Below are 24966 nucleotides of genomic sequence, written 5' to 3'. Positions count from 1 at the left end.
GCTTGGCCCAGCCGGGGGAGGAGACGTTGAGGTGGACGTCGCCCGGCTGGAGGCCGATCCAGTACATGGTCGACAGGTGGCCGACCGGGTAGCTGACGTGGGTGTGCTCGACCAGCTTCGGCTGGCTCGTCGTGCCGGAGGTGAAGTACAGCAGCAGCGAGTCGTTCGCGGCGGTGTCCACCTCGGGGGCGGGACCGTCGTACCGCGCCGAGTCGTCGTAGTGCAGCCAGTCGTCGACCGGCTCGCCGACGGCGACCCGGAGGCAGTGGTCCGCGATCCCGGCGTACCGGCCGGTGCTGTCGCTGCCGGTGACCACGACGCGGACGCCGCCGCGCTCGATCCGGTCGGCCAGGTCGGCGTCGGTGAGCAGCGTGGTCGCGGGGATCATCACCGCGCCGGCGCGGATGCAGCCGAGCATGAGCTCCCACAGCGGGACGGTGTTGCCGAGCACGATGAGGACCCGGTCACCGGGTTTCATCCCGGCCCCGGTGAGCCACCCGGCCACCTGGCGGGACCGCTCGGCCAGCTCGGCGTAGGTGCGCGAGTTGACCTCGCCGTCCTCCTCGACGATGGTCAGCGCCGGGACCTCGGGCTGCTCGACCGCGAGCCCGTCGAACCAGTCGCGGGCCCAGTTGAACCGGTCGAAGCCCGGCCAGCTGAAGTCCCGGTACGCCGTCTCGTAGTCCTGCCGGTGGGCGACCAGGAAGTCCCGGGCCGCGCGGAACTCGCGGGTGACGTCCGAAGTGCTCTGCTCCGTCGACATGTCCCGCACATTACCCACCAGCGCGAGCACCGACCCGTCACCGCGAGTGGCGTGAGGATCAGCGAGCTCAGCCGGCGGACCGCGAACAGGACGACCAGCACGAGGGCGATCAGTGCGACCGAATTCATCACCCTCGGAGTGACTGGTTGAGTAGGCTGGCCGGGTGACGCCGCCGGATCACTATGACGCGCAGCCGCCCGCCGGTTATCCGGCAGAGTTCGAGGCGGACGTGGTACTGCGCGACGGCGCGACCGCCCATCTCCGGCCGATCACCGCGAACGACGCCGACCTGCTGGTGGCGTTCTACGCCCGGGTGTCCGAGCAGTCGAAGTACTACCGCTTCTTCGCCCCGTACCCGCAGTTGTCGGACCGGGACGTGGCCAGGTTCACACAGGTCGACTACCACGACCGGCTGGCGCTGATCGTCACCGTCGGCAACGAGATGATCGGCGTCGGGCGGTACGAGCGGACCGGCCGGCGGACCGCGGAGGTCGCGTTCCTGATCGAGGACGCGCACCAGGGCCGCGGTCTGGGCCAGTTGCTGCTCGAGCACCTCGCCCAGGCGGCCCGGGAGAACGGCATCACCCGGTTCGTCGCCGAGGTGCTGCCGGACAACCGCAAGATGATCACCGTCTTCACCGAGGCCGGCTACAAGGTCATGCGCGAGTTCGAGGACGGCGTGATCATGGTCGAGTTCGACATCGCGCCGACCGACACCTCGTTCGGTGTGATGCAGGCCCGCGAGCAGCGTTCCGAGGCGCTGTCGATCGCCCGGTTGCTGACCCCGTCGAGTGTCGCGGTGATCGGGGCGAGCCGGCGGGAGGGGACGATCGGCAACGCGCTGCTGCGCAACCTCCGCGACGGCGGGTTCACCGGCCGGCTGTACGCCGTGAACACCGACACCGAGGCGGACGAGATCGAAGGGGTGCCGGCGTACCCGACGATCAGCGACGTGGACGACACGGTCGATCTGGCCGTGGTCGCCGTCCGGGCCGAGATGGTGGCCGACGTGGTGGTGGACTGCGCGGCCAAGGGCGTGCGCGGTCTGGTCGTCGTGTCGAGCGGGTTCGCGGAGATCGGGGACGAGGGCCGCAAGCGGCAGCGGTACCTGACCGGCCTGGCCCGGTCGTACGGGATGCGGGTCATCGGGCCGAACGCGCTCGGGCTGATCAACACCGCCCCCGGGGTGTCGCTGAACGCCACCTTGTCGCCGCTGATGCCGAGCCGGGGCCGGGTCGCGTTCTTCTGCCAGTCCGGTGCGCTCGGGGTGCCGATCCTGGCCGACATGGTCGGCCGTGGCCTGGGCCTGTCGAGTTTCGTGTCGGCCGGGAACCGGGCCGATGTCTCCGGCAACGACCTGATGCAGTTCTGGTACTCGGACGAGTCGACCGAGGTCGTGCTGCTGTATCTGGAGTCGCTGGGCAACCCGCGCAAGTTCAGCCGGGTGTCGCGGCGGCTGGCCGGCCGCAAGCCGGTGGTCGCGCTGAAGTCCGGCCGGTCCACCCAGGGGGTGCCGCTCGGTCAGATGGTCCGCCGCAGCCAGTTGCCCGCAGCAACCATCGACTCGATGTTCCGGCAGAGCGGGCTGATCGGGGTGGACACCACCGGTGAGCTGTTCGACGTCGCCCAGCTGCTCGCCCACCAGCCGCTGCCGAAGGGCCGGCGGGTCGCTATCGTCAGCAACTCCGACGCATTGACCCTGCTCGCACTCGACACGATGGCCGGCTGCGGTCTGGACACGGCGGGGGAGCCACGCAACCTGAGCCCGGACGCGTCCGCCGAGGAGTTCGGTGTGGCGCTGTCCGAGGTGTTCGCCGACGACCGGGTGCACTCGGTCGTGGTCATCTACACACCGCCGGTCCAGTCGAACGGCGCCGAGGTCGCGCAGGTCCTGGCCGCTGCCGCCGCCGGCTCCGACAAGCCGGTGGTCTCGACCTTCCTGGCCTCTCGCAGCGTCCCCGAGGAGCTCCGGGTGCCGGACGCCGACGGCGGCGCGGCCCGTGGCTCGATTCCGTCGTTCCTGAACCCGCAGTACGCCGTCGGCGCGCTGGCCAAAGCGACGCAGTACGCCGAGTGGCGGCGTCAGTCGGACAGCAAGATCCCGGAACTGCCGGACATCGACACCCGTGGAGCGGAGGACTTCGTCGCCGAGTACCTGCAACGCCACCCGAACGGCGCCGACCTGGACGACGCGGACCGGCAGCTGCTGCTCAGCTTCTACGGCCTCTCAGTGCTGCCGTCCTTCCCGGTGCTGAGCGCGGACGAGGCGGTGCAGCGGGCCGCGGACCTCGGCTTCGAGGTGATCCTGAAGGCGACCGCCGAGCAGTGGCGGATGCGTCCGGACCTGGCCGACATCTGGCGGCACATCCACGACGAGGACGACATGCGCGAGGCCTGGGCCGAGATGACCCGGACCTTCGGGGTGGCGGCGGACCCGGCCCGCGCGCAGTTCGTCGTCCAGAAGATGGCGCCGCCGGGCGTGCCGGTGGTCATCTCGGCGCTGGAGGACGTGTCGTTCGGGCCGGTGGTGTCGTTCGGCCTGTCCGGGGTCGCGACCGACCTGCTCGGCGACCGCTCGTACCGGATGCCACCGCTGACGACGCGCGACGCCGCGGAGATGGTCCGCGAGGTGCGGGCGGCACCGCTGCTCTACGGCTACCGCGGCAGCGACCCGGTGGACATCTCCGCGATCGAGAACCTGCTGCACCGGGTGTCCCGGCTGACCCTGGACCTCGAGGAGGTCGTCCGGCTCGACCTCCGCTCCGTCCTGGTCGGTGCCACCGGTGCGACAGTGCTGGACACCTCGATCCGGATCGCCCCGAACGAGAAGCCGCGGCAGGACGCTCCGGCCCGCCGCCTCACCTGACGTAGACGTTGTCCGCGCGGCTCAGCAGGCGGGCGTCGACCAGTTCGCGGCGGAGGGCGGCGTGGTCGGGGTGCCAGCGGTGGAGGACCTCGTTCACCTCGGCCTCGGGGTAGCTGCGGCCGGGCTCGAAGCTCGCGACGATGTGCTCCAGCACGACCCGGAACTTCGCCGGGACGGTCGGGAAGTGCGTCAGCCGGCCCTCGCGGATGAACGACCTGAGCACCGCGTCGCGGTCCGGATCCGGATCCAGCGGCTCGCGCTCCGGCCGGCCTTCCCGAACGGCGTCCTTGAACGCCGCCTCGTCGGCCCGCAGACCGTCGCGGCCGTCGACGATCAGCCCGCCCTTGGCCAGTCGCTGCAGAGCCTTGGCGATCGCCGGCGCCGGCAGTCCGGTGCCGGCGGCAACCTGCTCGGGAGTGGCGGCGCCGAGGACGACCGCGGAGTACGTCCGGAGTCTCGACGGTTCGGCGAGCAGACCACAGAGCAGATCGGCGTTCATGCGTTCCACGGTAGTGTCTGCCGCAACCAGATTTCCCCGGGATGCTAGAACGGGCGCATGACGATGAAGCCCGGTCCGCACAACGCGATCACCGACGTTCCCGGGGTGCTGGTCGGCCAGGTCGAGCGCGTCGATCCGCCGTACCTGACCGGGACGACGGTCGTGCACGTGCCCGGTACGGCGGTGGCCGGGGTGGACGTCCGCGGCGGTGCACCGGGGACGCGGGAGACCGATCTGCTCGATCCGGTGAACTCCAACCCGGGGGCGAACGCGGTCGTGCTGACCGGCGGCAGCGCGTACGGACTCGACACCGCCGGGAGCGTGCTGCGCTGGCTGGAGGAGCGTGCGCAGGGCGTGCGCGTCGGGCCGGGGGAGCGCGACGTCGTACCGATCGTGCCGACCGCGGTGATCTTCGACCTCGGCCGCGGCGGCGACTTCACCGCCCGGCCGGAGCCGTCCTGGGGAGCCGACGCGATCGCCGCGGCGACCGACGGACCTGTTGCCCTCGGCAACCACGGTGCCGGGGCGGGCGCCCGGGCCCGGTCGCTCAAGGGTGGCGTCGGCTCGGCCAGCGTCCGCCTCGAGGACGGGACGACGGTCGGCGCGCTGGTGGTCGTGAACGCGGCCGGCTCGGCCGTCGACGCCGGCGGCCGGTTGTACGGCGCCCGCTCCGGACTCGGCGACGAGTTCGCCCACCTGCGGACGCCGACCGACCGGCCGGAGCTGATCACGCCGGGCCGCACCCTGATCCCCGGCCCGGCCATGAACACCGTGATCGCGGTGGTCGCCACCGACCTGCCGCTGGACAAGGCGGCGACCCGGCGGATGGCGATGGTCGCCCACGACGGGCTGGCCCGGGCGATCGACCCGATCCACACGCTGGTCGACGGGGACAGCGTCTTCGCACTCTCGACCGCGAGCGGCGAGCCGAGGCTGAGCGTGACCGACCCGACCGCACTCGGACAGCTCGAGACGGTCTACGCGGCCGGCGCCCGGACGCTGTCCCGCGCGGTCGTGCACGCGATGCTGGCCGCCGAGACCGTCGACACCCCGGCCGGCCCGATCCTGAGCTACCGCGACGCCTACCCGTCAGCCTTCCGGATCGCCTGACGTACGACCGCGGTACTACGCGACCGCGACGAAGGACACCGGAAGGCGAGCCGGAGACCGGTCCGCGGGCGGACGATCCGCGCGCCGGAGCGCGGGAGGCTCGGCACCATGAGCTTCCAGAGTCCCCACCTCACCCAGCAACAGGTCGTCCTCAGCGGTCACGGCCTGGTCAAGTACTACGGCGACGTCGTCGGCCTGGCCGGTGTCGACGTCGCCGTCCGGTCCGGCGAGGCACTCGCCGTGATGGGTCCCAGCGGCAACGGCAAGACCACGCTGCTGCACGTGCTGGCCGGCATCCTCTTCCCGGACCAGGGCGAGGTCTGGCTGGCCGGCCAGCGGGTCGACCAGCTGAGCGACGCCGCCCGGACCGTGCTGCGACGGCGCCGGCTCGGCTTCGTCTTCCAGGACAACCAGTTGCTCGCCGAACTGCCGGCCGACGAGAACGTCGCCCTGCCACTGATGGTCGACGGTGTCAGCCGCCGGGACGCGCTCGGCCGCGCCCGGCTGATGCTCGCCCAGGTCGGACTGTCCGCGGAGGCCGCGCGCCGGCCGGGAGAGCTGTCCGGCGGCCAGGCACAACGCGTCGCGATCGCCCGCGCGCTGGTCGGGGAGCCGCAGGCCGTCTTCGCCGACGAACCCACCGGCGCGCTCGACGCGGCGACCGGCGCCCAGGTCATCGACCTGCTCGTCGGTGCCGCCACGCACCGGGGTGCCGCGGTGGTCGTCGTCACGCACGACAACGCTGTCGCCGCCCGGTGTCATCGGGTGCTGCGGATCGTCGACGGCCGCGTGAGCGAGTCGCAGGGCGCCGGCCGATGAGCCCGATGACTGACCTCGGACTGCGGTTCGTGCGCCGTCCCGGCCCCGGCGGCCGCGCCGCCAACCTGGCCGCGCTCGGCGCGACCGCGGTCGTCGCACTCCTGGTCACCTTCCTGATCGCCGGATCGCTCGGCCTGTTCCATCGCTCCGACCGGATCGGCTGGCGCAGCGGCGACAAGGCGGATCCGGCCACCGCGATCGGAGCGATCGTTCAGGAGGACGGCCTGCGGGTCGACGGCCTGCCGATGCTCCGGGTGGACCTCGCCACGCTGCGGCCGAACGAGCTTCCGCCGCCACCCGGCCTCGACCACACCCCGAAGCCGGGGGAAATCTTCGTCTCGCCCGCTCTCGCCGACCGCTGGTCCAGCCTGAGCAAGCAGTACGGCGTCGAGCAGCCGACCGGAGTGATCAGCGACAAGGGTCTGTCGTCGCCAGAAGAGCTGGTGCTCATCCGTGGTGTCGCACCAGGTGCCGTGGGGGAGCACCCGCAGTACGTGAACAGCTGGCACGAGGACCTGATGGACAGCCGAATGCTCGGCCTGCTGATGGCAGTTGCCCTGGGCATCACTCTCGTGCTGTTTCCTTTGCTCAGCCTGGTCGGTCAGGCGGCTGGAGTGGCAGCCAAGCGTCGTGAGCACCGGTTGGCCGCGCTACGGCTCGCTGGGGCGACCAGGACCCAGGTACTCGGGCTGAGCGCGGTCGAGCAGGCAGTGCTCGGCGTAGCCGGCGCGGTCGTCGGCCTGGTCGGCTACACGGCTCTCACCCCGCTGATCGCGCGGATCCCACTCGGCGGCGGGCGGTGGTTCGTCTCGGACATCACGGTGAACTGGTGGACCGTCCTGATCGTGTTGGCCGCCGTCCCCGTGCTGTCGGTGATCAGCGCGCTCATCGGGCTCGGGCGGGTCAGCATCACCCCATTGGGCGTCGTCCGTGGGCAGACCCGGAAGGCGACCAGTGCGCTGCGGCTGGGGCTGTTGATTCTCGGCCCGGTCGTCCTGGGGTACTACGGCATGCAGACCGGCCTGCTTCCCGTGCTGATCGGGGTCGGTCTGGCCGCGCTCGGCGTACGGATCATCGGGCCCTGGGCAGTGCAGGTGATCGGCCGGATCCTGGCGAACCTGGCCAACGGACCGGTGACGCTGCTGGCCGGACGGCGACTGGTGGACGACCCGAAGGGTGCCTTCCGCCCGGTGGCCGCGCTGGTGCTGAGTGGCTTCGTCACCGGATTCATGTCGGTGTTCATGCCGGGGGAGAACGAGGATCCGACGTACCAGGACCTGCGGATCGGTGTGGTGCTCCTGCTCGGCCTGGTGTTCCTGACGGTCGCCGCCTCGACCGCGGCCGGAGCGGTCGGTACGGCGCTGGACCAGGCTGCGCCCGCCCGCGCCCTCCGCCGGTCCGGGGTGCCGCTGTCGGTGATCGAGCGGTCGGCCCGGCTGGTGGCCGTCGTCCCGGTGATCGGCGTCGGACTGCCGGTGGTCGGGTTCGGGGCGTTCTGCGGGCTCGTGCTGAGCGGTGGGCGAATCGTCACCGAAGGCGCTTCGGGCCTTCTGGTGCTGATCGGCCAGGTGGTCGCCGGCCTCGTCCTGGTCGCGGTCGCGGGGGCCGCCGGCGCGCCGGTGTTGCGGAAGGCAAGTGCGAACTGATCGCGGTTGTCCACAAGGGGGAGCCGCGCCGGGACCGGGCCGTGTAAGGATGAGGGCATGCGTGACGTGAATGTGCCGGAGCTCGCAGACGTCTCCTCCGCCCTCCGCGAGGCGATCGATCGGTGCGGCTACTACCCCGACGTCGTGACCGATTCGCTCGCGGTGGCGATCGCGGGCGAACCGATCCGCGCGTTCGTGCTGCAGCACGAGCCGACGTTCGACCGGGACGAGGTCCGGCGGCACATCACCATCCTGGCGCTGACCCCGACCCGGCTGATCGTGGGGCACACCGACGAGCACGCGGCCGACGAGCTGATCCGGGCGCCGTACGCGTCGACCTCGACCGAGGCGATCCCGCTGCACCGGGTGAACGCGGTCGTGGTCAACCGGGTGGTGCCGAACCCGGCCGGCTACGCCTCGGCCAAGTCCGACCCGGCGGTGGCCGGCGGCGGCGAGGTCGTGCTGACCATCGGCTGGGGGATGGTGAACCGGATCGACCTCGAGCCGGCCGTCTGCGCCGACCCGAACTGCGAGGCCGACCACGGCTACACCGGCTCGGTCGCCGCCGACGACATCTCACTGCGGATCAGCGCTGCGGCGGACGGCCCGGCCGGGATCCAGCAGGTGCTCGACTTCGCCCAGGCGCTGTCGTTCGCCACCAGCCGGTAGTGGCGATGTCCACGCCGGTCAGCCCGCAGTACGGCGGTGGGGCCCTGGCCGACGTGCTGCCGTCGGTCGCCGGTGCGCTGTCGGTGCCCCAGGAGCAGAACGTCCTCGGCCTGCCCCCCGCGCCGCGGTACGCCGTACTGCTGTTCGACGGACTGGGGTGGAACCTGCTCCGCCGGAACGCCGACGTCGCGCCGTACCTGTCGTCACTGCTGCCGACCGGTCGCAGCCTGACTGCCGGGGTTCCTTCGACCACCGCGGTGAGCCTCACGAGCCTGGGCACAGGTCTGCCACCGGGCGCCCACGGAATCGTCGGCTACACCTCGATCGTGCCGGAATCCGGCGCACTGCTGAACGCACTGCAGTGGGACGCGCCGGTCGACCCGCGGCGCTGGCAGCCGCACGGCACCGTCTTCGACCGGATCGCCGCCGCCGGCGTCGCCACGCGCAACGTGAGCAAGGCCCGCTTCGACACGTCCGGCCTGACCGCCGCCGCGTTCCGGGGAAGTGCGCACCGCGGCGCGGACACGGTCGAGGACCGGCTGGACGCGACCCGGTTCGCCATCCGCGAGGGCAGGTCGTCGCTGGTCTACGTCTACGACTCCCAGCTCGACTACACCGGCCACAACGAAGGCTCGGACTCGCAGCAGTGGCTCAAGGAGCTGGCCGCGGCCGACCTGTTCGCCCAGCAGATCCGGTCGGCGATGCCGCGGGACGCCGTCCTGCTCGTGGTCGCGGACCACGGGATGATCGACGTCCCCCGGACGGGCCGGATCGACCTGGACGAGGAGCCCGCGCTACTCGACGGGATCCGGCTGATCGGCGGCGAGTCCCGCTTCCGGCACCTGTACTGCGTTCCCGGCGCCGAAGCCGACGTCCTCGCGACGTACCAAGAGCGCCTCGGCGACGACGCGCTGGTGCTCAGCCGCGACGACGCCGTGGCACTCGGCTGGTTCGGTGGCGTGGAGGATCGGGTCACCCCGCGACTGGGTGACGTGCTGGTTGCCGCGCTCGGGCCAGTCGCGCTCGTGGCCAGCCGCCGCTTCCCGAAGGAGGCCGACCTGATCGGCCTGCACGGCTCGCTGACCGACGACGAGATGGCGATCCCGCTGCTCGTCGACCCGGGTCTCTAGAAGCTCCAGACGTTCCAGAAGAAGCTGGCCTGCGAGGTCTTGGCCTCGCCGTCTCGCGCGATCACAGTCACCTTGTAGCGCCCGGAGCCCGGCGTCAGCACGCCGGTGATCCAGCCGCGCTCGGCGTCGATGCTCAGCCCCGGAGGCAGCCCGGTGGCCGAGTAGCTGATCTCGCCGGTCCCGCCGGAGCCCTTCAGCAGCAGCGGGATCGCCGGTGCGCCGCCGAAGCCGAGCTGGTCCGACGGCTTGGTGATCGAGACCGCGCCGTTCGGCTGCGCGGCGGCCACGCCCACCGCCTCGGCCGCGTCGACCATGCCCTCGCCGTAGTACGAGTTGTTCGCCTGGCTGCCGGTGCACTCACCCGACGCGCCGGGCGGGCAGGCCAGGTCGTTGGCCTGCCGGGCGAGCTCGCCCCGGACCTGGGCGGTCGTCAGCCTCGGATTCACGCTGCGCAGCAGGGCGGCGACACCGGCGACGTGCGGAGAGGCCATCGACGTACCGCTCATCGACTCGTAGCCGCCGCCGGGGACGGTCGAGTAGACGCTCTCGCCGGGCGCGGCCACGCTGATCTTGCTGTCGCCGAAGTTGGAGAACCGCGACTTCGCGCCGGCCGCGTCCACGGACGCGACCACGACGACGTTCGGCAGCTCGGTGGGCAGGCTCAGGCAGTCGTTGGTGACCGTGCGCGGCCCGGGGGTCGAGTCGTTCGGGCTCGAGTCGTCGTCGGTCTTGTCGGCCAGGTCGTAGTCCTCGTTGCCGGCCGCGGCGACGTTCACGACGCCCTTCGAGTCCGAGTACGCGACCGAGCGCCGGACCGCCTCGGCGATGGCGTCCTGGTCGGGGTCCGACGGGCACAGGAACAGCCACGGGTCGACGTAGTAGCTGTTGTTGGTGATCGAGACGCCCTTGTCGGCGGCGAACATGAACGCACACACCGTGTTCTCCGGGAAGAACAGCTGGCTGTCGGCCTCGGCGACCCGGATCGAGGAGATCTTGACCCCCGGCGCAACGCCGATCATGCCGGCGCCGTTGCGGGCGGCCGCGATCGTGCCGGCGACGTGGGTGCCGTGCTCGCCGACCGGACGCCAGGCACCGGGCCGGGTGTCGGCCTTGCCGTAGGCGCAGGACGCCGACCGGGTGGCGTCGAAGTTCCCCTTCAGGTCCGGGTGCTGGTCGTCGACGCCGGTGTCGAGCACGCCGACCGTGATCGTCCTGGCACCCGGGTTCTTGTCCCAGGCGCGGTTCGCGCCGATCGCGGCCATGTCCGGCCGGCCGGTCTCCGGTGTGCTGCTCGGGACCTGCGGGACCTGCTCGGGGATCGCCGGGGAACCGACGTCGGCCGGCAGGTCGGAGGTCCGGGTCGCGCCGGCCTTCTGGACGCCGTCGACGCCGCGCATCCTGCCGGCGAAGTCGGCCGCGTCGGAGTGCGCCACGATCACGCCGATCGCGTCGTAGGCCGCGTAGACGCTGCCACCGTTCGCGCCGATCGCGCCGGTGACCTTGCCGGTCTGCTTCGGCTCGGTGATCACGAAGTACGCCCGCAGTCCCGCCTCCGCCTGACCCGGTACCGCGGCCTGGACCGGAACGGCGGCCGCCGGGACGGTGGCGGTCACGGTCGTCAGGCAGGCCGCGAGGAGCAGGACCAGAGCTTTGTGCACGATCCATTCAAACCGGACCGGGGCCCAGAACCCAAGCCGACGCCCGCGTTCGGTACCGACCTGGTACGACGCGCCACCCCGGCGTGCGCGGTGGTCCGCCGACTTGGCAGGATGAACGCCCGTGGCTGAGCTGCTCTACTTCACCGGGACCATGGACTGCGGCAAGTCCACGCTGGCCCTGCAGATGGACCACAACCACAGGGCCCGGGGCCGGAGCGGCCGCATCTTCACCAGCCACGACCGGGCCGGCGAGTCGGTGCTGTCGTCACGGCTCGGGCTGGCGGCCCGGGCGATCGAGGTCCGGCCCGAGTTCGACTTCTGGGAGTACGTCGTCGGCGAGCTGACCCACGGCGGCCGGATCGACTACGTGGTCTGCGACGAGGCGCAGTTCTACAGCGCGCTGCAGATCGAGCAGCTGGCCCGGCTGGTCGACGAGCTGCAGATCGACGTGTTCGCGTTCGGCATCCTGACCGACTTCCGGGCCACCCTGTTCCCCGGGTCGGCCCGGCTGGTGGAGCTCGCCGACCGGATGGAGCTGCTCCAGGTCGAGGCGTTGTGCTGGTGCGGTGAACGGGCCACGCACAACGCCCGTACGATCGGTGGGGAGATGGTGACCGAGGGCGAGCAGCTGGTGGTGGGCGACATCGTGACGGACGACCACGAGGTCGCGTACGAGGTGCTGTGCCGCCGGCACCACCGGCGCCGGTTGACCCAGGCACGCGCCCGCGCAACCCTGTCACCCGAGGTTCTGCCATTCGGAGGAAACGCGTCATGAGCCCACTGATCACGGTCGACGAGCTGCGGTCGATCGCGCAGCGTCCGGTACTGATCGACGTCACCTGGAGCCTCACCGGCCCGCCCGGCCGGGAGGCGTACGACGCCGGCCACCTCCCCGGCGCGCACTTCGTCGACCTGGACACCGAGCTCGCCGGTCCGCCCGGTTCCGGCGGCCGTCATCCGTTGCCAGCAGCAACCACCGTGACCGCCGCGCTGCGCCGGGCCGGCGTCGGCCCGAGCACGCCGGTGGTCGTCTACGACGCGGCAGACTCGACGGCGTCCGCCCGCGCGTGGTGGATCTTCCGGTACTTCGGTGTCCGCGACGTGCGTGTGCTCGACGGCGGACTCGCGGCCTGGCAGGCGGCCGGGGGAGAGGTGGCCACCGACGTGCCGCCGGACGGGGACGGGTCGTTCATCGCGACCGCGGGTCACCTCCCGCTGCTGACCGCCGACAGCGCGGCCGACGTGGCCGCGGCCGGGGTGCTGCTGGACGCGCGGGCCCCGGAGCGCTTCGCCGGTGAGGTCGAGCCGATGGATCCGGTCGCCGGCCACATCCCGGGCGCGGTGAACGCGCCGACCACGGCCAATGTGGACACGAGCGGACGCTTCCTCCCGGCCGACGAGCTCCGGGAACGCTTCGAGAAACTCGGGGTCAACGGCTCGAGCCAGGTCGGCGTGTACTGCGGATCCGGTGTCACCGCCGCCCACGAGGCGCTCGCCCTCGAGGTCAGCGGCATCCCCGCGACGGTCTACGTCGGCTCGTGGTCGGAGTGGATCACCGACCCGTCCCGCCCGGTGGCGACCGGAAAGGACTGACCCCGCCTTTTCGGCGGTGGTGGAAAGGGTCAGGGCCGGCCTTGACTCGACGGCACGGTCGCGAGAAGGTCGTGAGAAATCGATTTCCGCATTCGTGAGTTCCATCCGCCCCTGGGAGTCACCATGAAACGATCCACGTTCCTCCGCGCGGCGCTCGGTGCCGGTGTGGTCGCCGCCGTACCGGCTCCGCCCGCGCTGGCGGAACCTCAGGCCGTCCTGACGAACAAGGTGGCCGACCTGACCGGCCCGGGACTGACCGACCGGTTCCGGATGGCGGCGACCGACCTCGGGATCCCGGCGCGGACGCCGGACGGCCGGATGCTCTTCGTGTTCGGCGACACCTTCGAGGAGCCCAGGGTCGGCGGCGGCTGGTGGCGGTCACCGGTGGCGCTGTGGTCGACCACGACGGACCTGAACAGCGCAGTGAAGTGGTCCGGCGCGGTCGGTGGCGCGGCCGCTCAGCAGTTGTGGGACTACCAGCACGACAACCCGGTGTTCTCCACCGTCCTGCCGTCGGACGTGATCACCATCGGCGGGTCGATGTACCTGCACGTGATGGTGAACAAGGGCCTCGGCAACGTGGTGTGGACCGAGATCTGGCGCAGCGACAACTCGGGAGCGAGCTGGTACCACACCGGCGCGAAGTTCGACCCGGACATCGACGGCGGGATGTTCCAGTGCCTGAGCTGGGGCGAGGGCAACGACGGGTACGTGTACGTCTACTCGACCGGCTTCCAGCGCGACAAGCCGATCATCCTGAAGCGGGTCCGCAGCAACCAGATCGCGAACCCGGCGGCGTACGAGCCGTGGGGGTACCGCGACGGCGTCTGGGCCTGGGGCAACCCGGCGACCCCGATCCTGACCGGCAGCTTCGGCGAGCTCTGCCTCCGGCCGCTCGGCGGCAAGTGGGTGCTCACCTGGTTCAACGCCGGCGACTACCGGATCGACGGCATCATCATGGACACGCCGACGTCCAACCTCTACACGGCGTACCGGCAGACCCTGATCTACGGCGGTGCCTGGGGCAACGAGGACGACAACCACGTGGCCCAGCTGTACGGCGGGTACATCATTCCCGGCTCCACGCTCGGCGACCTGCACCTGTCGGTCAGCCAGTGGAAGACCGACGCCGGCTGGCCGTACCGCGTCATGCAGTTCCGCATCCGCAACTTCGGCTAGCGCTCGAGCACCATGGTGTCGGAGGTCTCGACAGTGCCCACCTTCTCGAAACCGAGCGACCGGTAGAGGTTCGCCGCCGGGTTGGCCGGGTCGACACTGAGGCTGAGCCGCTGGTACGGCGACGTCCGGATGAGCTCGGTCATCACCGCGCGGGCAATGCCCTGCCGGCGGAACGCGGGCGAGACGCCGAGCGACAGCTCGGGAACGTCGTCGGCGACGTAGCCGTAACCCGCCCGGTCGGCGGTCAGGAGCCGCGCCCAGGCGGCTCCGGCCGGCGTGCCGTCGACCTCCGCGATCACCCCGAAGTCGGTCGGCCGTGGCCAGTCCGCGACGTACCGCCAGGCTTTGTCCTCAGCCCGCAGCTTGTCGGGCGTGAACACGGGCGTCCCGTCCCAGTTGTACGCCTCCAGCAACATCTCGGTCAGGAAGGCGAAGTCGTCGGCGGTCGCGGCTCGGAGCAACATGCCTGCCATCCTCGCGGACCGCGGAGCGTCGCTCTACCGGATTTCCACGAGATCGATGGCAGCCATTGAGAAAGTAACACGCTTGGTTTAACTTACTCAGAACTTGGCCGGTGTGTGGATCGGAGCATGCCGGCGGCATCCGGAAACCCGAGGAGTTCCGATGACGAGAGTGAGCAGGTGGGGCGCCAGGCTGGGGCTGGCAGGGCTGGTGCTCGCGGCCGCCGGTTGTGCGGATGGTACGACGCCGTCCACCGACGCCGGCGGAGCGGTCGACGAGAAGGCGCCGGTGACGATCACGATCGGGGATCGCCCGACCCCGGACAAGCCGAACGACATCGCCGCGTTCGAGCGCAACATCAAGGAGTTCATGGACGCCCACCCGAACATCACGGTGAAGTCGACCGAGACCAAATGGGACGCGCAGACCTTCCAGGCTCAGGTGGCTGGTGGCTCGCTTCCGACGGTGATGAACATCAGCTTCACCGAGCCGGCCAACATGATCCCGAACAAGCAGTTGCCGGACATCACCGACGAGCTGAAGCTGGTCGACCTGACCAAGGACCTCAACCCGGACGTGCTGAAGATCGTCCAGGACGGCGACGGCCGGATCTACGGCGTGCCGATCGACGTGTTCTCGGTCGGGTTGGCCTACAACCGGGCGCTGTTCCAGCAGGCGGGACTGGACCCGGACAAGCCGCCGACGACCTGGGACGAGGTCCGGCAGTACGCCCGGCAGATCACCGAGAAGACCGGCAAGGCCGGCTACGCACAGCTGACCAAGGACAACACCGGCGGCTGGATGCTGACCACGATGACGTACAGCATGGGCGGCTCGGTGCAGAGCCAGGACGGGACGAAGAGCACCTTCGACGACGCGCCGGCCAAGAAGGCGCTGCAGTTGCTGAAGGACATGCGCTGGTCCGACAACACGATGGGCAGCAACTTCCTCTACAACCAGGAGGAGATCCGGCAGGACTTCGCGGCCGGCAAGATCGGCATGGTCCTGCAGGCGCCGGACGCGTACGACATGTGCGTGAAGAACTTCGGCATGAAGCCGGCCGACTACGGCCACGGCGCGCTGCCGCAGGACGGCGGGCCGCACGGCACGCTGACCGGTGGGTCGATCAAGATGATCAACCCGAAGGCGTCGACGAACGAGATCGTCGCCGCACTCAAGTGGATCAAGTCGCAGGAGTTCGACAAGTACACCAACGAGCAGCTCGCGGTGCAGAACGCGAAGGACTCGATCGCCGACAGGGGCTTCGTCGGCCGGCCCGGCATCACTCCACTGAGCCAGGAGACCTACGACCGCTACAACACGTGGCGCGAGCCGTACAACAACGTCCCGGTCGAGCAGTTCGAGGGCTACGTCGAGTCGACCAGGACGCTGAAGCTGCTGCCCGAACCGGCGAACAAGGCACAGGAGGTCTACGCGCTGCTCGACCCGGTCGTGCAACAGGTGCTGACCAAGAAGGACGCGGACATCGACAAGCTGCTGACCGACGCCGCATCGAAGATCGACGCCCGCCTGGCCCGGTAGCACATGTCCCTCCTGCGTACGCCGCAGTCCGGCCGGAGCGGCATCCGGTCATTGGCCACCTGGTACCGCTCCGGCGGACTCAGCGCCATCGTCTTCGCGCTGCCGCTGGTGCTGACATTCCTGTACTTCTCCTGGAGCCCGATCGTCCGTGGCCTGGTGCTCAGCTTCCAGAAGAACAATCTGGTCACCACGCCGGAATGGGTCGGCCTGGCGAACTTCAGTTACGTGCTGACCGACCCGCAACTCCCGCAGGCGACGGTCAACACGCTGTACTTCGCCCTGCTGGCCCTGATCTTCGGCTTCCCGGTCCCGCTGTTCCTGGCGGTGTTCATCAGTGAACTGCGCAGCGCCGGCTGGCTGTACAACGTGATCTCCTACCTGCCGGCCGTGGTCCCGCCGGTGGCGGCGATCCTGCTGTGGAAGTTCTTCTACGACCCGAGCGGTGCCGGCGTCTTCAACTCGATCCTCGGCTGGTTCGGCCTCGGACCGTTCGCCTGGCTGAACTCGCCGGACCTGGCGATGCCGGCGATCGTGCTTGAGGCGACCTGGGCCGGCGCCGGCGCGACCTCGATCATCTACCTGGCCGCGCTGACCGGCGTACGGACCGAACTGTACGAGGCGGCCGAGCTCGACGGCGCCGGGATCTGGAAGCGGGTCTGGCACGTCACGCTGCCGCAGATCCGCGGAATCATCCTGATCATGATGCTGCTGCAGCTGATCGGGACGTTCCAGGTGTTCACCGAGCCGTTCCTGTTCACCGGCGGCGGCCCGGACAACGCGACCACCACGATCCTGCTGCTGATCTACCGGTACGCGTTCATCAACGGCGACTTCGGCGCGGCCACCGCGCTCAGCGTGCTGCTGGCGGGGGTGCTGTGCGTGCTGTCCGTCGTCTACCACTTGCTGACCAGGCGCTGGAGCATCACATGACTGACGAACGCGGAATCATCTCCGTCGCCGACCGCAAGCGGCCATTGGTCCGCCACGGCCTGCCCGCGATCCAGGTGCTGCTGTTCGTCGGAGTCGTGATCGCCGGAGTCGGCCCGTTGCTGTGGCTGCTCAAGTCGGGACTGTCCACCAGCCAGGACATCCTCCGCGGCCCGATGCAGCTGTGGCCGTCCGGGATCCAGTGGCAGAACATCCCGGACGCCTGGACCCGCGTCCAGATCGGCTCGTACCTCGGCAACACCGCGATCATCGCGATCGGCTCGCTGCTGTCCACGCTGTTCGTCTGTACGACGGGCGCCTTCGTGCTGAGCGTGCTCCGGCCGAAGTGGGGACCGGTGGTGACCGGCGCCGTACTGGCGACGCTGTTCCTGCCCGGCGTGATCTCGCTGGTCCCGCTGTACCTGACCATCCTGAAGATGCCCGTGCTCGGGTTCAACCTGCAGAACACCTTCTGGGCGGTCTGGCTGCCGCAGGCGGCCGGCGCGTTCAACATCCTGGTCATGAAGCGGTACTTCGACTCGATCCCGCGCGAACTGATCGAGGCGGCCCGGATCGACGGCGCGAGCAACCTGCGGCTGTTCACCTCGCTGGTGCTGCCGCTGTCGAAACCGATCGTCGGGGTGGTCGCCCTGCTGACCGTGATCGGCTCCTGGAAGGATTACCTCTGGCCGCTGCTGGTGCTGCCGGATCCGCGGCTGCAACCGATCTCGGTGGCGCTGCCCCGGGTGGCCGCGACCACGGAGATCTCACTGCAGATGAGCGCGTTGTTCCTGGCGGTGCTGATCCCGGTGGTGTTGTTCTTGGTGTTCCAGAAGCAGTTCCTGAAGGGTGTGGGGATGTCGGGAGGGATCAAGGAGTGAGTTCGGAACTCAGCGGCCGGCGGGTGCTGGTGACGGGGGCCGCCGGGCGGATCGGGCTGGTCACGGTCCAGCGCCTGACCGAGCTCGGCGCGCTGGTGACAGCACTGTCCAACGTCGAGCACCCGGACCTCAAGGCCGACCGGGTCGTGATCGGCGACACCCGGTCCGAGGCCGACGTCGCGGACGCGCTCACCGGCGTCGAGTACGTCGTCCATCTCGCGGCGCTGGCCCACCCGTCCGCCGGGACGCCGTACGACGTCTACACGATCAACGTCGTGTCGACGTTCAACGTGCTCGCGCAGGCCGGGGCGCGCGGGATCCGGCGGGCGGTGATCGCCAGCAGCATCAACGCGACCGGCATCCCGTTCAACCCGCACGGCATCCGGCCGGCCTATTTCCCGCTCGACGAGAAGATCCCGGCCGACGTCGGCGACGCCTACTCGCTGTCCAAGCAGAACGACGAGAACACGGCCCGGATGGCCTGGCGGACGTGGGGGATCGACGTGGTCGCGTTCCGGTTCCCGCACGTGAACTCGCCCGACGTGCTCGCTCGGCGGGCCGAGGGCGCGCGGCGTGACCCGCGCGGCGGACTGCGGGAGGCCTGGAGCTACCTGGACACCCGGGACGCGGCGTACGCGATCGAGCTGGGCCTGACCGCGTCGTCGTCCGGAGCGCACACCTTCTTCGTCGCCGCGGACACGACGAACGCGCCGTACGAGACCGAGGCGCTGCTGGACGCCTTCGCGCCGGACGTGCCGCGGCTGCGGAGGTTCGTCGGGCGCGAGGTGCCGATCGACCTGACCGCCGCAAGGACCGTGCTCGGCTTCCGGGCCCGGCACGAGCTCGACCTGCCGACCCTTCATCTGGAGATCTGAATGCCCTCGAACTTCGACCAGCCCTGGCCGGTGCGCGACGACGTCCGCATCCGCGAGGTGAAGGCGATCGTCACCGCACCGCAGGGCATCCCGCTGGTCGTGGTGAAGATCGACACCACCGAGCACGGGCTGTACGGCCTGGGGTGCGCGACCTTCACCCAGCGGTGGAAGGCGGTGCAGACGTTCGTCGACGAGCACCTGGCCCGGCTGCTGGTCGGCCGCTACCCAGGCGACATCGGCGACCTGACCCGGCTGGCCGCCTTCTCCGGCTATTGGCGCGGCGGTCCGGTGACGAACAACGCGATCTCCGGCATCGACCAGGCGCTGTGGGACATCGCCGGCAAGCGGGCCGGCATGCCGGTGTACGAACTGCTCGGCGGCAAGGTCCGCGCGGCCGCGGACACTTACATCCACGCCAGCGGCCGGACGATCGAGGAGACCCTGGAGCAGGCGCACAAGTTCGTCGCACAGGGCTGGCGGCACATCCGGCTGCAGATGTCGACCCCGGGCGGCGGCGGGTACGGCGCTCCGCAGGTGGCGACGCTCTACCCGGACTCGCCGTACCACAACGGCTGGTCGGCGCGGGACTACCTGCGGACGACTCCGGACCTGTTCGCCGAGGCCCGCCAGAGCCTGCCGGACAACCTCGAGCTCCTGCACGACGTCCACTCGCGGCTGACGCCGAAGGAAGCTGTCCTGCTGGCCCGGGCACTCGAGCCGTACGGGCTGTTCTTCCTCGAGGACGTGCTGCCGCCCGAGCACTGGGACCGGCTGCCCGAGGTCCGGGCCGCGTCCCCGGTCCCGCTGGCGGTCGGCGAGCTGACCACGTCGATGGGCGACGCCGTGCGGCTGGTCCGCGACCTCGGCGTCGACTTCATCCGGTCGCACGTGTCCGACATCGGCGGCCTGACCCCGGCCCGCAAGCTGGCCGACCTGGCCGAGCTGTGCGGCGTCCGGACGGCCTGGCACGGCCCGGGGGACACGTCGCCGATCGGTGCCGCCGCCAACGTCGCGCTGGACGTCAGTTCCGTTGCCTTCGGCATCCAGGAGGGTCACCTCTACAACGAGGCCACGCACGAGGTGTTCCCGGGCACGCTGCGGATCGAGGACGGCTGGCTGACCCCGAACGAGGCGCCCGGCTGGGGGATCGACCTCGATCTCGAGGCGGCCGCCCGTTATCCCGCGCAACTGTCCGGACACGACGAGTGGGCGGCCGGCGTACGACGCATCGACGGAGCCCTGGAAGCGCCCTGACAACGGCGGCCGGGCAGTACGATCGCGGCTAGTCACGGACAGCGGCAGGCTGCGGGACACGACACGGACGGGGAGGTGGCAGGGGTGCCGGATGACGGGGACGTGCGGCGGGCGGGCGCGAACCAGTACGACCTGGGCTCGTTCAACGAGGCCGTGATCATCGAGACGATCCGGCTGGCCGGCATCGTCAGCCGGACCGAGATCTCCCGCCGGACCGGGCTCACCCAGCAGTCGGTGTCGCGGATCCTGCGCATCCTGCTGCAGCAGGGCCTGCTGGTCGAGGAGGCCCAGGAGCGGGCCGAGCGGCTCGGCAAGCCACGGACGCCGGTCCGGCTGCGGTCGAACGCGGCGCATGCGGTCGGCATCCATATCGACCCCGAACTGCTCACGGTCGCGGTCGTCGACCTTGACGGCACGATCGTGCGCCGCGAGACCGTCGAACTGGCCGACGACCTGAGTGCGGACAAGCTGGTCGACCTGACCGCCGCGACCGTGACCGCGGCGCTCAGCATCAGCCAGGTCGACCTGGACTCGATGCTCGGTGTCGGCGTCGCCGTACCGGGGCCGATAAACGCCGACGGCACGCTGCTCGCGCTCCCGCTGCAGCCGGCCTGGCGGGGGCTGAAGATCCGGTACCTGCTGCAGGAGAGGCTGAACCACCCGGTCCTGGTGGAGAAGGACGGTACGGCGGCCGCGATCGGCGAGCGCTGGATCGGCCGGTCCGCCCGGGCCCGCGACTTCGCCTACCTCTACCTCGGCACCGGGGTCGGCAGCGGCCTGATCCTGAACGGCTCGATCTACCGCGGCGGTACGGCGAACGCCGGGGAGTTCGGCCAAATCGCGGCGCTGCGGATGGGGGAGTGGGACGCCGAGGACGGACCGCGGATGCTGCCGGAGTGCAACCCGACCGCCTCGCTCCCGGTGATCGCCGCCGGGTACGGGTACGTCGAGACGGACCCGAGCGCCACCGACGAGGCCAAGCGCTACCGGGCCGTCTGCAAGGCGGCCGCGGACGGCGACGAGGCGGCCGTCAAGGCGGTCACCCAGGTCGCCCGGGTGATCGGCCAGGGCGCGGTCGGACTCGTCGACCTGCTCGACATCGACCTGGTCGTGCTCGGCGGCCCGGCGTTCGGGAAGGAGATCTCGGAGATCTTCCTGGCCGAGATCGGCCGGGCGGTGAACGCGCACCCGGTCGCCCGGGAGACCCGTCCGGTCGCGGTGGAGGAGTCGATGCTGCAGACCGACGCGGCCGCGGTCGGGGCCGCGTCGACGATCTTCCACGACGCGTTCACGCCACGGGTCAGCGGATCCAGTCAGGCGCGTAGGCTGCCGAAGTGATCGCTCCCCGCCCACTGACTCCGGGCGTGCAACTCCGGCTCGCCACCCTCGACGACGACGCCGCACTGGCCGACGCCTACCGCCGCAGCTGGGATCACCTGAGGCCGTGGGAGCCGGACCGGCCGGAGAGCTGGTTCACCCCGGCGGGTCAGCGTGAGCGGCTGACCAGGACGCTCGCGCAGTACAAGGACGGCCGGACGGTGCCCTGGGTCCTGGTCGAGGGCGACCGCATCGTCGGTGGGATCACGTTGAACGATCTCGTGCCCGGCCCGTTCCGCAGCGCGAGCCTCGGCTACTGGCTGACGGCCGACGCGATCGGTCACGGCCGGATGACGCGCGCGGTCGCGACGGTCGCGGAGATCGCCGACACCGAGCTGAGGCTGCACCGGATCGAGGCCAGCACGCTGACCCACAACATCGCGTCGCAGAACGTTCTCGAGCGAACCGGCTTCACCCGGATCGGCTGCGCGCCGACGTACCTGCACATCGACGGTGCGTGGCGGGACTGCAACCTGTACCAGCGGATCCTCAACGACCGGGAGCCCGGCGCCTAGGCACCGGCCGGCTCGCCGGAGCCGGCGTGCGCCCGCGCGCTCGCCGAGCAGCGTCCGACGATGGCGGGCGCCTCCTGGACGAGTGTGTCGTCGGTGAGCGCCTCGACCATGAACAGTGCGAAGTCGATCCGCCGGGTCAGGTTGCTCGCCAGCACCGGGTCACCGACGTGGCGGCTCCACACCGGCAGGCCCTGGCTCTCGCCCTCCTCGAGATCGCTCCCGCGGACGACGGTCCACCGCCGGCCGGAGGCGAAGATCCGCCGGCACGCCTCCACCTGGTCGTCGATCTCGACCGCCCGGAACAGTTTGGCCAGCGGCGTGGCGATCCGGACCGCCGTCCGAAGCTTCCAGGAGTACCGATCCTTGCCGTCCCGGCTGATGTGCCAGCCGCAGGAGAACACCAGCCGCGCGTCCGGCGCGGTGTGGTCGAGGACGGCCTGCGCGGTCCCGGACGAGTACTGCTGCACTCCCCACGGCACCAGCACCGTCAGTACGCCGTCGCACCCGTCGACCGCCCGCCGGATCACCTCCCGGTCGTTCGTCGGCCCGGGAACGACGGTGATCCGGTTCGCGAACTCGGCGAGCTTCCCGACACTGCGTTCGCGGCACACGCCGACGACCTCGTAACCGCGGTCCAGCGCGTGCCGGACCATGTACCGCCCGAGCTTCCCCGAGGCGCCCACGATGCAGACCTTCATGTCCCCTCCAGCGTCCGACTTACAGTGTAAGTAGCATAGACTTACGATGTAAGCCGAGGCAAGGAGGAACTGGATGGGCGAGCGCGGCACCGGCGGGCGAGCGAGACCCGGGCGGGCGGCGCTCAGTCGCGAGCGAGTCGTCCAGGCCGCGCTGGCGCTGGCCGACGAGAAGGGGGTGGTCGGCCTCAGCATGCGGGCGATCGCCGCGCGGCTGGGCGTCGAGGCGATGTCGCTCTACAACCACGTGACGAACCGGGAGGACATCCTGGACCGGCTGGTCGACGCGGTCTTCGCCGAGATCGAGCTGCCGGTGCCGGACGCGGACTGGAAGGACGCCATGCGCGACCGGGCCGCCTCGGCGCGCAGGGCGCTCCGGCGGCACCCGTGGGCGGTCGGCCTGATGGACTCCCGGAGTCGGCCGGGGGCCGCTGTCCTGCGCCACCACGACGCGGTCCTCGGCTCGCTGCGAGCCGGCGGGTTCTCCGTCGCGATGGCCGCGCACGCGTTCTCGTTGATCGACAGCTACGTCTACGGCTTCGTCCTGCAGGAGCTGAGTCTGCCGTTCACCAATCGCGCCGAGCTGGACGCCATCGTCGGAGACCTGCTGAACGTCCTCGGCGACGACCATCCGCACCTCGCGGAGATGACCCAGCACGTGCTGCGGCCGGCCTACGACTACGGCGACGAGTTCGAGTTCGGACTCTGCGTGGTCCTCGACGGGCTGCACCCGGACGAGGACCACGCAGCCGCGTCCTAGTCCGGTGGCAGCCGGATGCCGCGGGAGACGTCGACGTCGTCGTACCGGCCCTCCAGGACGTCGATGAACTTCACCGGCCGCTGGAGGGTCGAGGCGATGTAGACCGCGCGGACGGTCGCGAGCGCGTCGATCGCGTCCTGGACGGTGATCCCCGGCTGACCGCCGCTCGCGATCGCCCCGAGGATGTCGTCGTACTGCGCCTGGTGGCCGCCGGGCTCACCCGGATCGACCTCGGCGTCGTCGGTCGCGCCGTCGGCGTTGAACCGCCGGAGCCGGTCGTCCTCCACCTCGGCGCCACCCTCGGTCCCGTGCACCGACACCCGGGTGCGGCCGCCGGGGAAGGCCGCCGTGGTCGCGTGCAACGTGGCAACGGCGCCGGACTCGAACGTCAAGGTCGCGACCACGGTGTCCTCGACCTCGATCGCGCGGTGCGCGGCCCGGAGGGCCTGCGCCTGGATGTTCACCGGCCGGCCCATGAACCACAGCAGCAGGTCGACGGTGTGCACACCCTGGTTCATCAGCGCGCCACCGCCGTCCTGGGCCCAGGTCCCGCGCCAGCCGGCCGAGGCGTAGTACTCGTCGCTGCGCCACCAGGCAACCGTCGCGACGGCGGAGGTCAGCTGACCGAACCGGCCGGCCTGGATCGCCTCGTGCACCTGCGCGCTGCCGGCGTCGAACCGGTGCTGGCTGATCACCGACGAGACCACGCCGTGGCTCGCCGCCCGGGCCGCGGCCGCGCCCAGGCGCCGGGCCCGGGTCAGCTCGACGTCGAGCGGCTTCTCGATGACGACATGCTTCTTCTCGTTCAGCGCCTGCTCGGCCAGCGCGGCGTGGGTGCCGCTGGGAGTGCAGATCGCGACCAGCGAGATGTCCGACCCGCTCAGCGCCGCGGTCAGGTCGTCGTACACCTTCGGCTCGGGCTGTCCGGCCGCCTTCAGTTGCGCGGCCAGCGCCTCGCGCGCGGCGATGTCGCCGTCGACCAGCGCGGTCACCGTCGCGTCGGGCCGCTCGGCGATGGTCTGCGCATGGGTGCGGCCGATGATGCCGCAGCCCACGATCGCGACCTGATGTTTCGTAGCGTCAGCCATCTCGCTCCTACGTGGCAGTGAAGTTCGCGGTCAGTACCTGGTCCGTCGCGACGGTGAAGCTGTACGACGCCTCGGCCGATACCACGGCCCCGTCGACGGTCCAATCCCGGAAAACGCTATCCGATGATGGCGTCGCCGTCACTGTGACCTGCGCGCCGACCTCGTACGTACCCGGCTCGGACTCGTTGCCGACGATCGACACCGAGCCCGGACCGTTGGCGGTGACCGCGATGCTGCGCTGGACGACGTCGATCACCATCACGTTCCGCAGGACGACCGGGCCGGTGCTGGTCGCGCCGTTGTAGCGGGCCAGGTTGGTCGCCTCGACGTCGCCGCCGACCACCTTCACCGTGTAGCCGTCGGTGCCCAGGTTGTCGGTGCCGAGGTTGAACGCGTCCACCTGGCCGCTGTTGACCACCAGGCCGTCGTGGAAGCCGTACGCGAACACGTTCAGCAACGTCAGCCCGGTCGCTCCGTGGACGGTGACGATCGTCGCGGTCTTGCGCATGTACTTGTCGATGACGAGTTCGAAGATGTCGCTCTCGTTCATCCAGTACGGCTGCTGGTAACCGACCCGGGTGACCGCGTTCCCGTTCGAGAGCACCCCCTCGATCCGGCCGTTGCGGCCCTCCCCGAGCTTGATCGCGTGGTCGAAGAA

The 24966-nt window shown here is 70.5% G+C and carries 24 protein-coding genes; 17 read left to right on the top strand and 7 right to left on the bottom strand.

What is annotated here, in order from left to right; all coding sequences use genetic code 11:
* Positions 1-763, bottom strand: a 763-nt coding sequence (locus E1218_RS24080) for an AMP-binding protein (RefSeq protein ID WP_165949396.1), incomplete at its 3' end; no start/stop codon positions are given.
* Positions 764-926: 163 nt separating this feature from the next.
* Here E1218_RS24080 and E1218_RS24075 point away from each other — a divergent pair.
* The gene (locus tag E1218_RS24075; protein WP_132323882.1) at positions 927-3629 is read left to right on the top strand and encodes a bifunctional acetate--CoA ligase family protein/GNAT family N-acetyltransferase; all 2703 of its coding nucleotides are present in this window, start codon (positions 927-929) and stop codon (positions 3627-3629) included.
* Here the strand turns inward: E1218_RS24075 and E1218_RS24070 are convergent.
* Positions 3622-4128, bottom strand: coding sequence for a DUF2087 domain-containing protein (locus tag E1218_RS24070; protein ID WP_132323881.1), 507 nt, complete (start codon positions 4126-4128; stop codon positions 3622-3624). The genes E1218_RS24075 and E1218_RS24070 overlap by 8 nt on opposite strands.
* Positions 4129-4185: 57 nt before the next feature.
* Here E1218_RS24070 and E1218_RS24065 point away from each other — a divergent pair, with 57 nt between their 5' ends.
* The 5 genes from E1218_RS24065 (at position 4186) to E1218_RS24045 (ending at position 9502) form a co-directional block, all read left to right on the top strand.
* Entirely contained in the window at positions 4186-5238 is a 1053-nt protein-coding gene (locus E1218_RS24065; protein ID WP_233712428.1) for a P1 family peptidase, read from the top strand.
* Positions 5239-5346: 108 nt separating this feature from the next.
* On the top strand, positions 5347-6057 hold the full coding sequence (locus E1218_RS24060) for an ABC transporter ATP-binding protein (protein ID WP_132323879.1): 711 nt from the start codon (positions 5347-5349) through the stop codon (positions 6055-6057).
* Between the two features lie 5 nt (positions 6058-6062).
* Positions 6063-7703: an FtsX-like permease family protein gene (locus E1218_RS24055; RefSeq protein ID WP_233712427.1), complete on the top strand. Its 1641-nt coding sequence runs from the start codon at positions 6063-6065 to the stop codon at positions 7701-7703.
* A gap of 57 nt (positions 7704-7760) precedes the next feature.
* The gene (locus E1218_RS24050) at positions 7761-8372 is read left to right on the top strand and encodes a DUF5998 family protein (RefSeq protein ID WP_132323875.1); all 612 of its coding nucleotides are present in this window, start codon (positions 7761-7763) and stop codon (positions 8370-8372) included.
* Between the two features lie 5 nt (positions 8373-8377).
* Positions 8378-9502 carry an alkaline phosphatase family protein gene (locus tag E1218_RS24045; RefSeq protein WP_132323873.1) on the top strand — a complete coding sequence of 375 codons (1125 nt, stop codon included), beginning with the start codon at positions 8378-8380 and terminating at the stop codon, positions 9500-9502.
* Here E1218_RS24045 and E1218_RS24040 read toward each other — a convergent pair.
* A complete protein-coding gene (locus tag E1218_RS24040; RefSeq protein ID WP_233712426.1) occupies positions 9499-11160 on the bottom strand; it encodes a S8 family peptidase in 1662 nt (553 codons plus the stop codon). The genes E1218_RS24045 and E1218_RS24040 overlap by 4 nt on opposite strands.
* A gap of 121 nt (positions 11161-11281) precedes the next feature.
* Here E1218_RS24040 and E1218_RS24035 point away from each other — a divergent pair, with 121 nt between their 5' ends.
* From E1218_RS24035 to E1218_RS24025, 3 genes are all read left to right on the top strand, one after another.
* A complete protein-coding gene (locus E1218_RS24035) occupies positions 11282-11935 on the top strand; it encodes a thymidine kinase (protein ID WP_132323869.1) in 654 nt (217 codons plus the stop codon).
* Entirely contained in the window at positions 11932-12753 is an 822-nt protein-coding gene (locus E1218_RS24030; protein WP_132323867.1) for a sulfurtransferase, read from the top strand. Before E1218_RS24035 ends, E1218_RS24030 begins: the two co-directional genes overlap by 4 nt.
* Before the next feature lie 123 nt (positions 12754-12876).
* Positions 12877-13932, top strand: coding sequence for a DUF4185 domain-containing protein (locus tag E1218_RS24025; protein WP_132323865.1), 1056 nt, complete (start codon positions 12877-12879; stop codon positions 13930-13932).
* Here E1218_RS24025 and E1218_RS24020 read toward each other — a convergent pair.
* Positions 13929-14396 (bottom strand): GNAT family N-acetyltransferase, encoded by a 468-nt coding sequence (locus E1218_RS24020; RefSeq protein ID WP_132323863.1) that lies wholly within the window; start codon positions 14394-14396, stop codon positions 13929-13931. The genes E1218_RS24025 and E1218_RS24020 overlap by 4 nt on opposite strands.
* A 160-nt stretch (positions 14397-14556) precedes the next feature.
* Here E1218_RS24020 and E1218_RS24015 point away from each other — a divergent pair, with 160 nt between their 5' ends.
* From E1218_RS24015 to E1218_RS23985, 7 genes are all read left to right on the top strand, one after another.
* The gene (locus E1218_RS24015) at positions 14557-15936 is read left to right on the top strand and encodes an ABC transporter substrate-binding protein (RefSeq protein WP_132323861.1); all 1380 of its coding nucleotides are present in this window, start codon (positions 14557-14559) and stop codon (positions 15934-15936) included.
* 3 nt (positions 15937-15939) lie between these two features.
* Positions 15940-16866 (top strand): carbohydrate ABC transporter permease, encoded by a 927-nt coding sequence (locus E1218_RS24010; protein ID WP_132323859.1) that lies wholly within the window; start codon positions 15940-15942, stop codon positions 16864-16866.
* Positions 16863-17744 (top strand): carbohydrate ABC transporter permease, encoded by an 882-nt coding sequence (locus E1218_RS24005; protein ID WP_132323857.1) that lies wholly within the window; start codon positions 16863-16865, stop codon positions 17742-17744. Before E1218_RS24010 ends, E1218_RS24005 begins: the two co-directional genes overlap by 4 nt.
* Positions 17741-18619: an NAD-dependent epimerase/dehydratase family protein gene (locus tag E1218_RS24000; RefSeq protein WP_233712425.1), complete on the top strand. Its 879-nt coding sequence runs from the start codon at positions 17741-17743 to the stop codon at positions 18617-18619. Before E1218_RS24005 ends, E1218_RS24000 begins: the two co-directional genes overlap by 4 nt.
* Positions 18620-19873, top strand: a complete 1254-nt coding sequence (locus tag E1218_RS23995; protein WP_132323855.1) for an enolase C-terminal domain-like protein — start codon at positions 18620-18622, stop codon at positions 19871-19873.
* An 84-nt stretch (positions 19874-19957) separates the two neighbouring features.
* Positions 19958-21211 carry an ROK family transcriptional regulator gene (locus E1218_RS23990; RefSeq protein WP_233712424.1) on the top strand — a complete coding sequence of 418 codons (1254 nt, stop codon included), beginning with the start codon at positions 19958-19960 and terminating at the stop codon, positions 21209-21211.
* Positions 21208-21765, top strand: a complete 558-nt coding sequence (locus E1218_RS23985; RefSeq protein ID WP_132323851.1) for a GNAT family N-acetyltransferase — start codon at positions 21208-21210, stop codon at positions 21763-21765. Before E1218_RS23990 ends, E1218_RS23985 begins: the two co-directional genes overlap by 4 nt.
* On the opposite strand, the gene E1218_RS23980 is transcribed toward E1218_RS23985, so the two are convergent.
* Positions 21762-22463, bottom strand: coding sequence for an NAD(P)-dependent oxidoreductase (locus E1218_RS23980; protein WP_132323849.1), 702 nt, complete (start codon positions 22461-22463; stop codon positions 21762-21764). The genes E1218_RS23985 and E1218_RS23980 overlap by 4 nt on opposite strands.
* Before the next feature lie 73 nt (positions 22464-22536).
* Between E1218_RS23980 and E1218_RS23975 the strand changes: the two genes are divergently transcribed.
* Positions 22537-23220 (top strand): TetR/AcrR family transcriptional regulator, encoded by a 684-nt coding sequence (locus E1218_RS23975; protein WP_132323847.1) that lies wholly within the window; start codon positions 22537-22539, stop codon positions 23218-23220.
* Here E1218_RS23975 and E1218_RS23970 read toward each other — a convergent pair.
* Both E1218_RS23970 and E1218_RS23965 read right to left on the bottom strand, forming a co-directional pair.
* Positions 23217-24308 (bottom strand): Gfo/Idh/MocA family protein, encoded by a 1092-nt coding sequence (locus E1218_RS23970; protein WP_132323845.1) that lies wholly within the window; start codon positions 24306-24308, stop codon positions 23217-23219. The genes E1218_RS23975 and E1218_RS23970 overlap by 4 nt on opposite strands.
* 7 nt (positions 24309-24315) lie before the next feature.
* Positions 24316-24966 (bottom strand): InlB B-repeat-containing protein (locus E1218_RS23965; protein ID WP_407657629.1); only part of this gene is annotated, 651 nt, incomplete at its 5' end.

Source organism: Kribbella turkmenica, from assembly GCF_004348725.1.
Lineage (GTDB): Bacteria > Actinomycetota > Actinomycetes > Propionibacteriales > Kribbellaceae > Kribbella > Kribbella turkmenica.
The sequence above is the reverse complement of the archived record's forward strand: the minus strand, read 5'-3'. Positions and strand labels throughout refer to the sequence as shown.

What these genes read in the sequence shown, in the direction of transcription:
- E1218_RS24065 (WP_233712428.1), top strand. Translation starts at nt 4,186, where the DNA reads ATGACGATGAAGCCCGGTCCGCACAACGCGATCACCGACGTTCCCGGG.
- E1218_RS24070 (WP_132323881.1), bottom strand. Translation starts at nt 4,128, where the DNA reads ATGAACGCCGATCTGCTCTGTGGTCTGCTCGCCGAACCGTCGAGACTC.
- E1218_RS24020 (WP_132323863.1), bottom strand. Translation starts at nt 14,396, where the DNA reads ATGTTGCTCCGAGCCGCGACCGCCGACGACTTCGCCTTCCTGACCGAG.
- E1218_RS24050 (WP_132323875.1), top strand. Translation starts at nt 7,761, where the DNA reads ATGCGTGACGTGAATGTGCCGGAGCTCGCAGACGTCTCCTCCGCCCTC.
- E1218_RS24060 (WP_132323879.1), top strand. Translation starts at nt 5,347, where the DNA reads ATGAGCTTCCAGAGTCCCCACCTCACCCAGCAACAGGTCGTCCTCAGC.
- E1218_RS24045 (WP_132323873.1), top strand. Translation starts at nt 8,378, where the DNA reads ATGTCCACGCCGGTCAGCCCGCAGTACGGCGGTGGGGCCCTGGCCGAC.
- E1218_RS24005 (WP_132323857.1), top strand. Translation starts at nt 16,863, where the DNA reads ATGACTGACGAACGCGGAATCATCTCCGTCGCCGACCGCAAGCGGCCA.
- E1218_RS23995 (WP_132323855.1), top strand. Translation starts at nt 18,620, where the DNA reads ATGCCCTCGAACTTCGACCAGCCCTGGCCGGTGCGCGACGACGTCCGC.
- E1218_RS24015 (WP_132323861.1), top strand. Translation starts at nt 14,557, where the DNA reads ATGACGAGAGTGAGCAGGTGGGGCGCCAGGCTGGGGCTGGCAGGGCTG.
- E1218_RS24030 (WP_132323867.1), top strand. Translation starts at nt 11,932, where the DNA reads ATGAGCCCACTGATCACGGTCGACGAGCTGCGGTCGATCGCGCAGCGT.
- E1218_RS23980 (WP_132323849.1), bottom strand. Translation starts at nt 22,463, where the DNA reads ATGAAGGTCTGCATCGTGGGCGCCTCGGGGAAGCTCGGGCGGTACATG.
- E1218_RS23970 (WP_132323845.1), bottom strand. Translation starts at nt 24,308, where the DNA reads ATGGCTGACGCTACGAAACATCAGGTCGCGATCGTGGGCTGCGGCATC.
- E1218_RS24010 (WP_132323859.1), top strand. Translation starts at nt 15,940, where the DNA reads ATGTCCCTCCTGCGTACGCCGCAGTCCGGCCGGAGCGGCATCCGGTCA.
- E1218_RS24055 (WP_233712427.1), top strand. Translation starts at nt 6,063, where the DNA reads ATGACTGACCTCGGACTGCGGTTCGTGCGCCGTCCCGGCCCCGGCGGC.
- E1218_RS24025 (WP_132323865.1), top strand. Translation starts at nt 12,877, where the DNA reads ATGAAACGATCCACGTTCCTCCGCGCGGCGCTCGGTGCCGGTGTGGTC.
- E1218_RS23975 (WP_132323847.1), top strand. Translation starts at nt 22,537, where the DNA reads ATGGGCGAGCGCGGCACCGGCGGGCGAGCGAGACCCGGGCGGGCGGCG.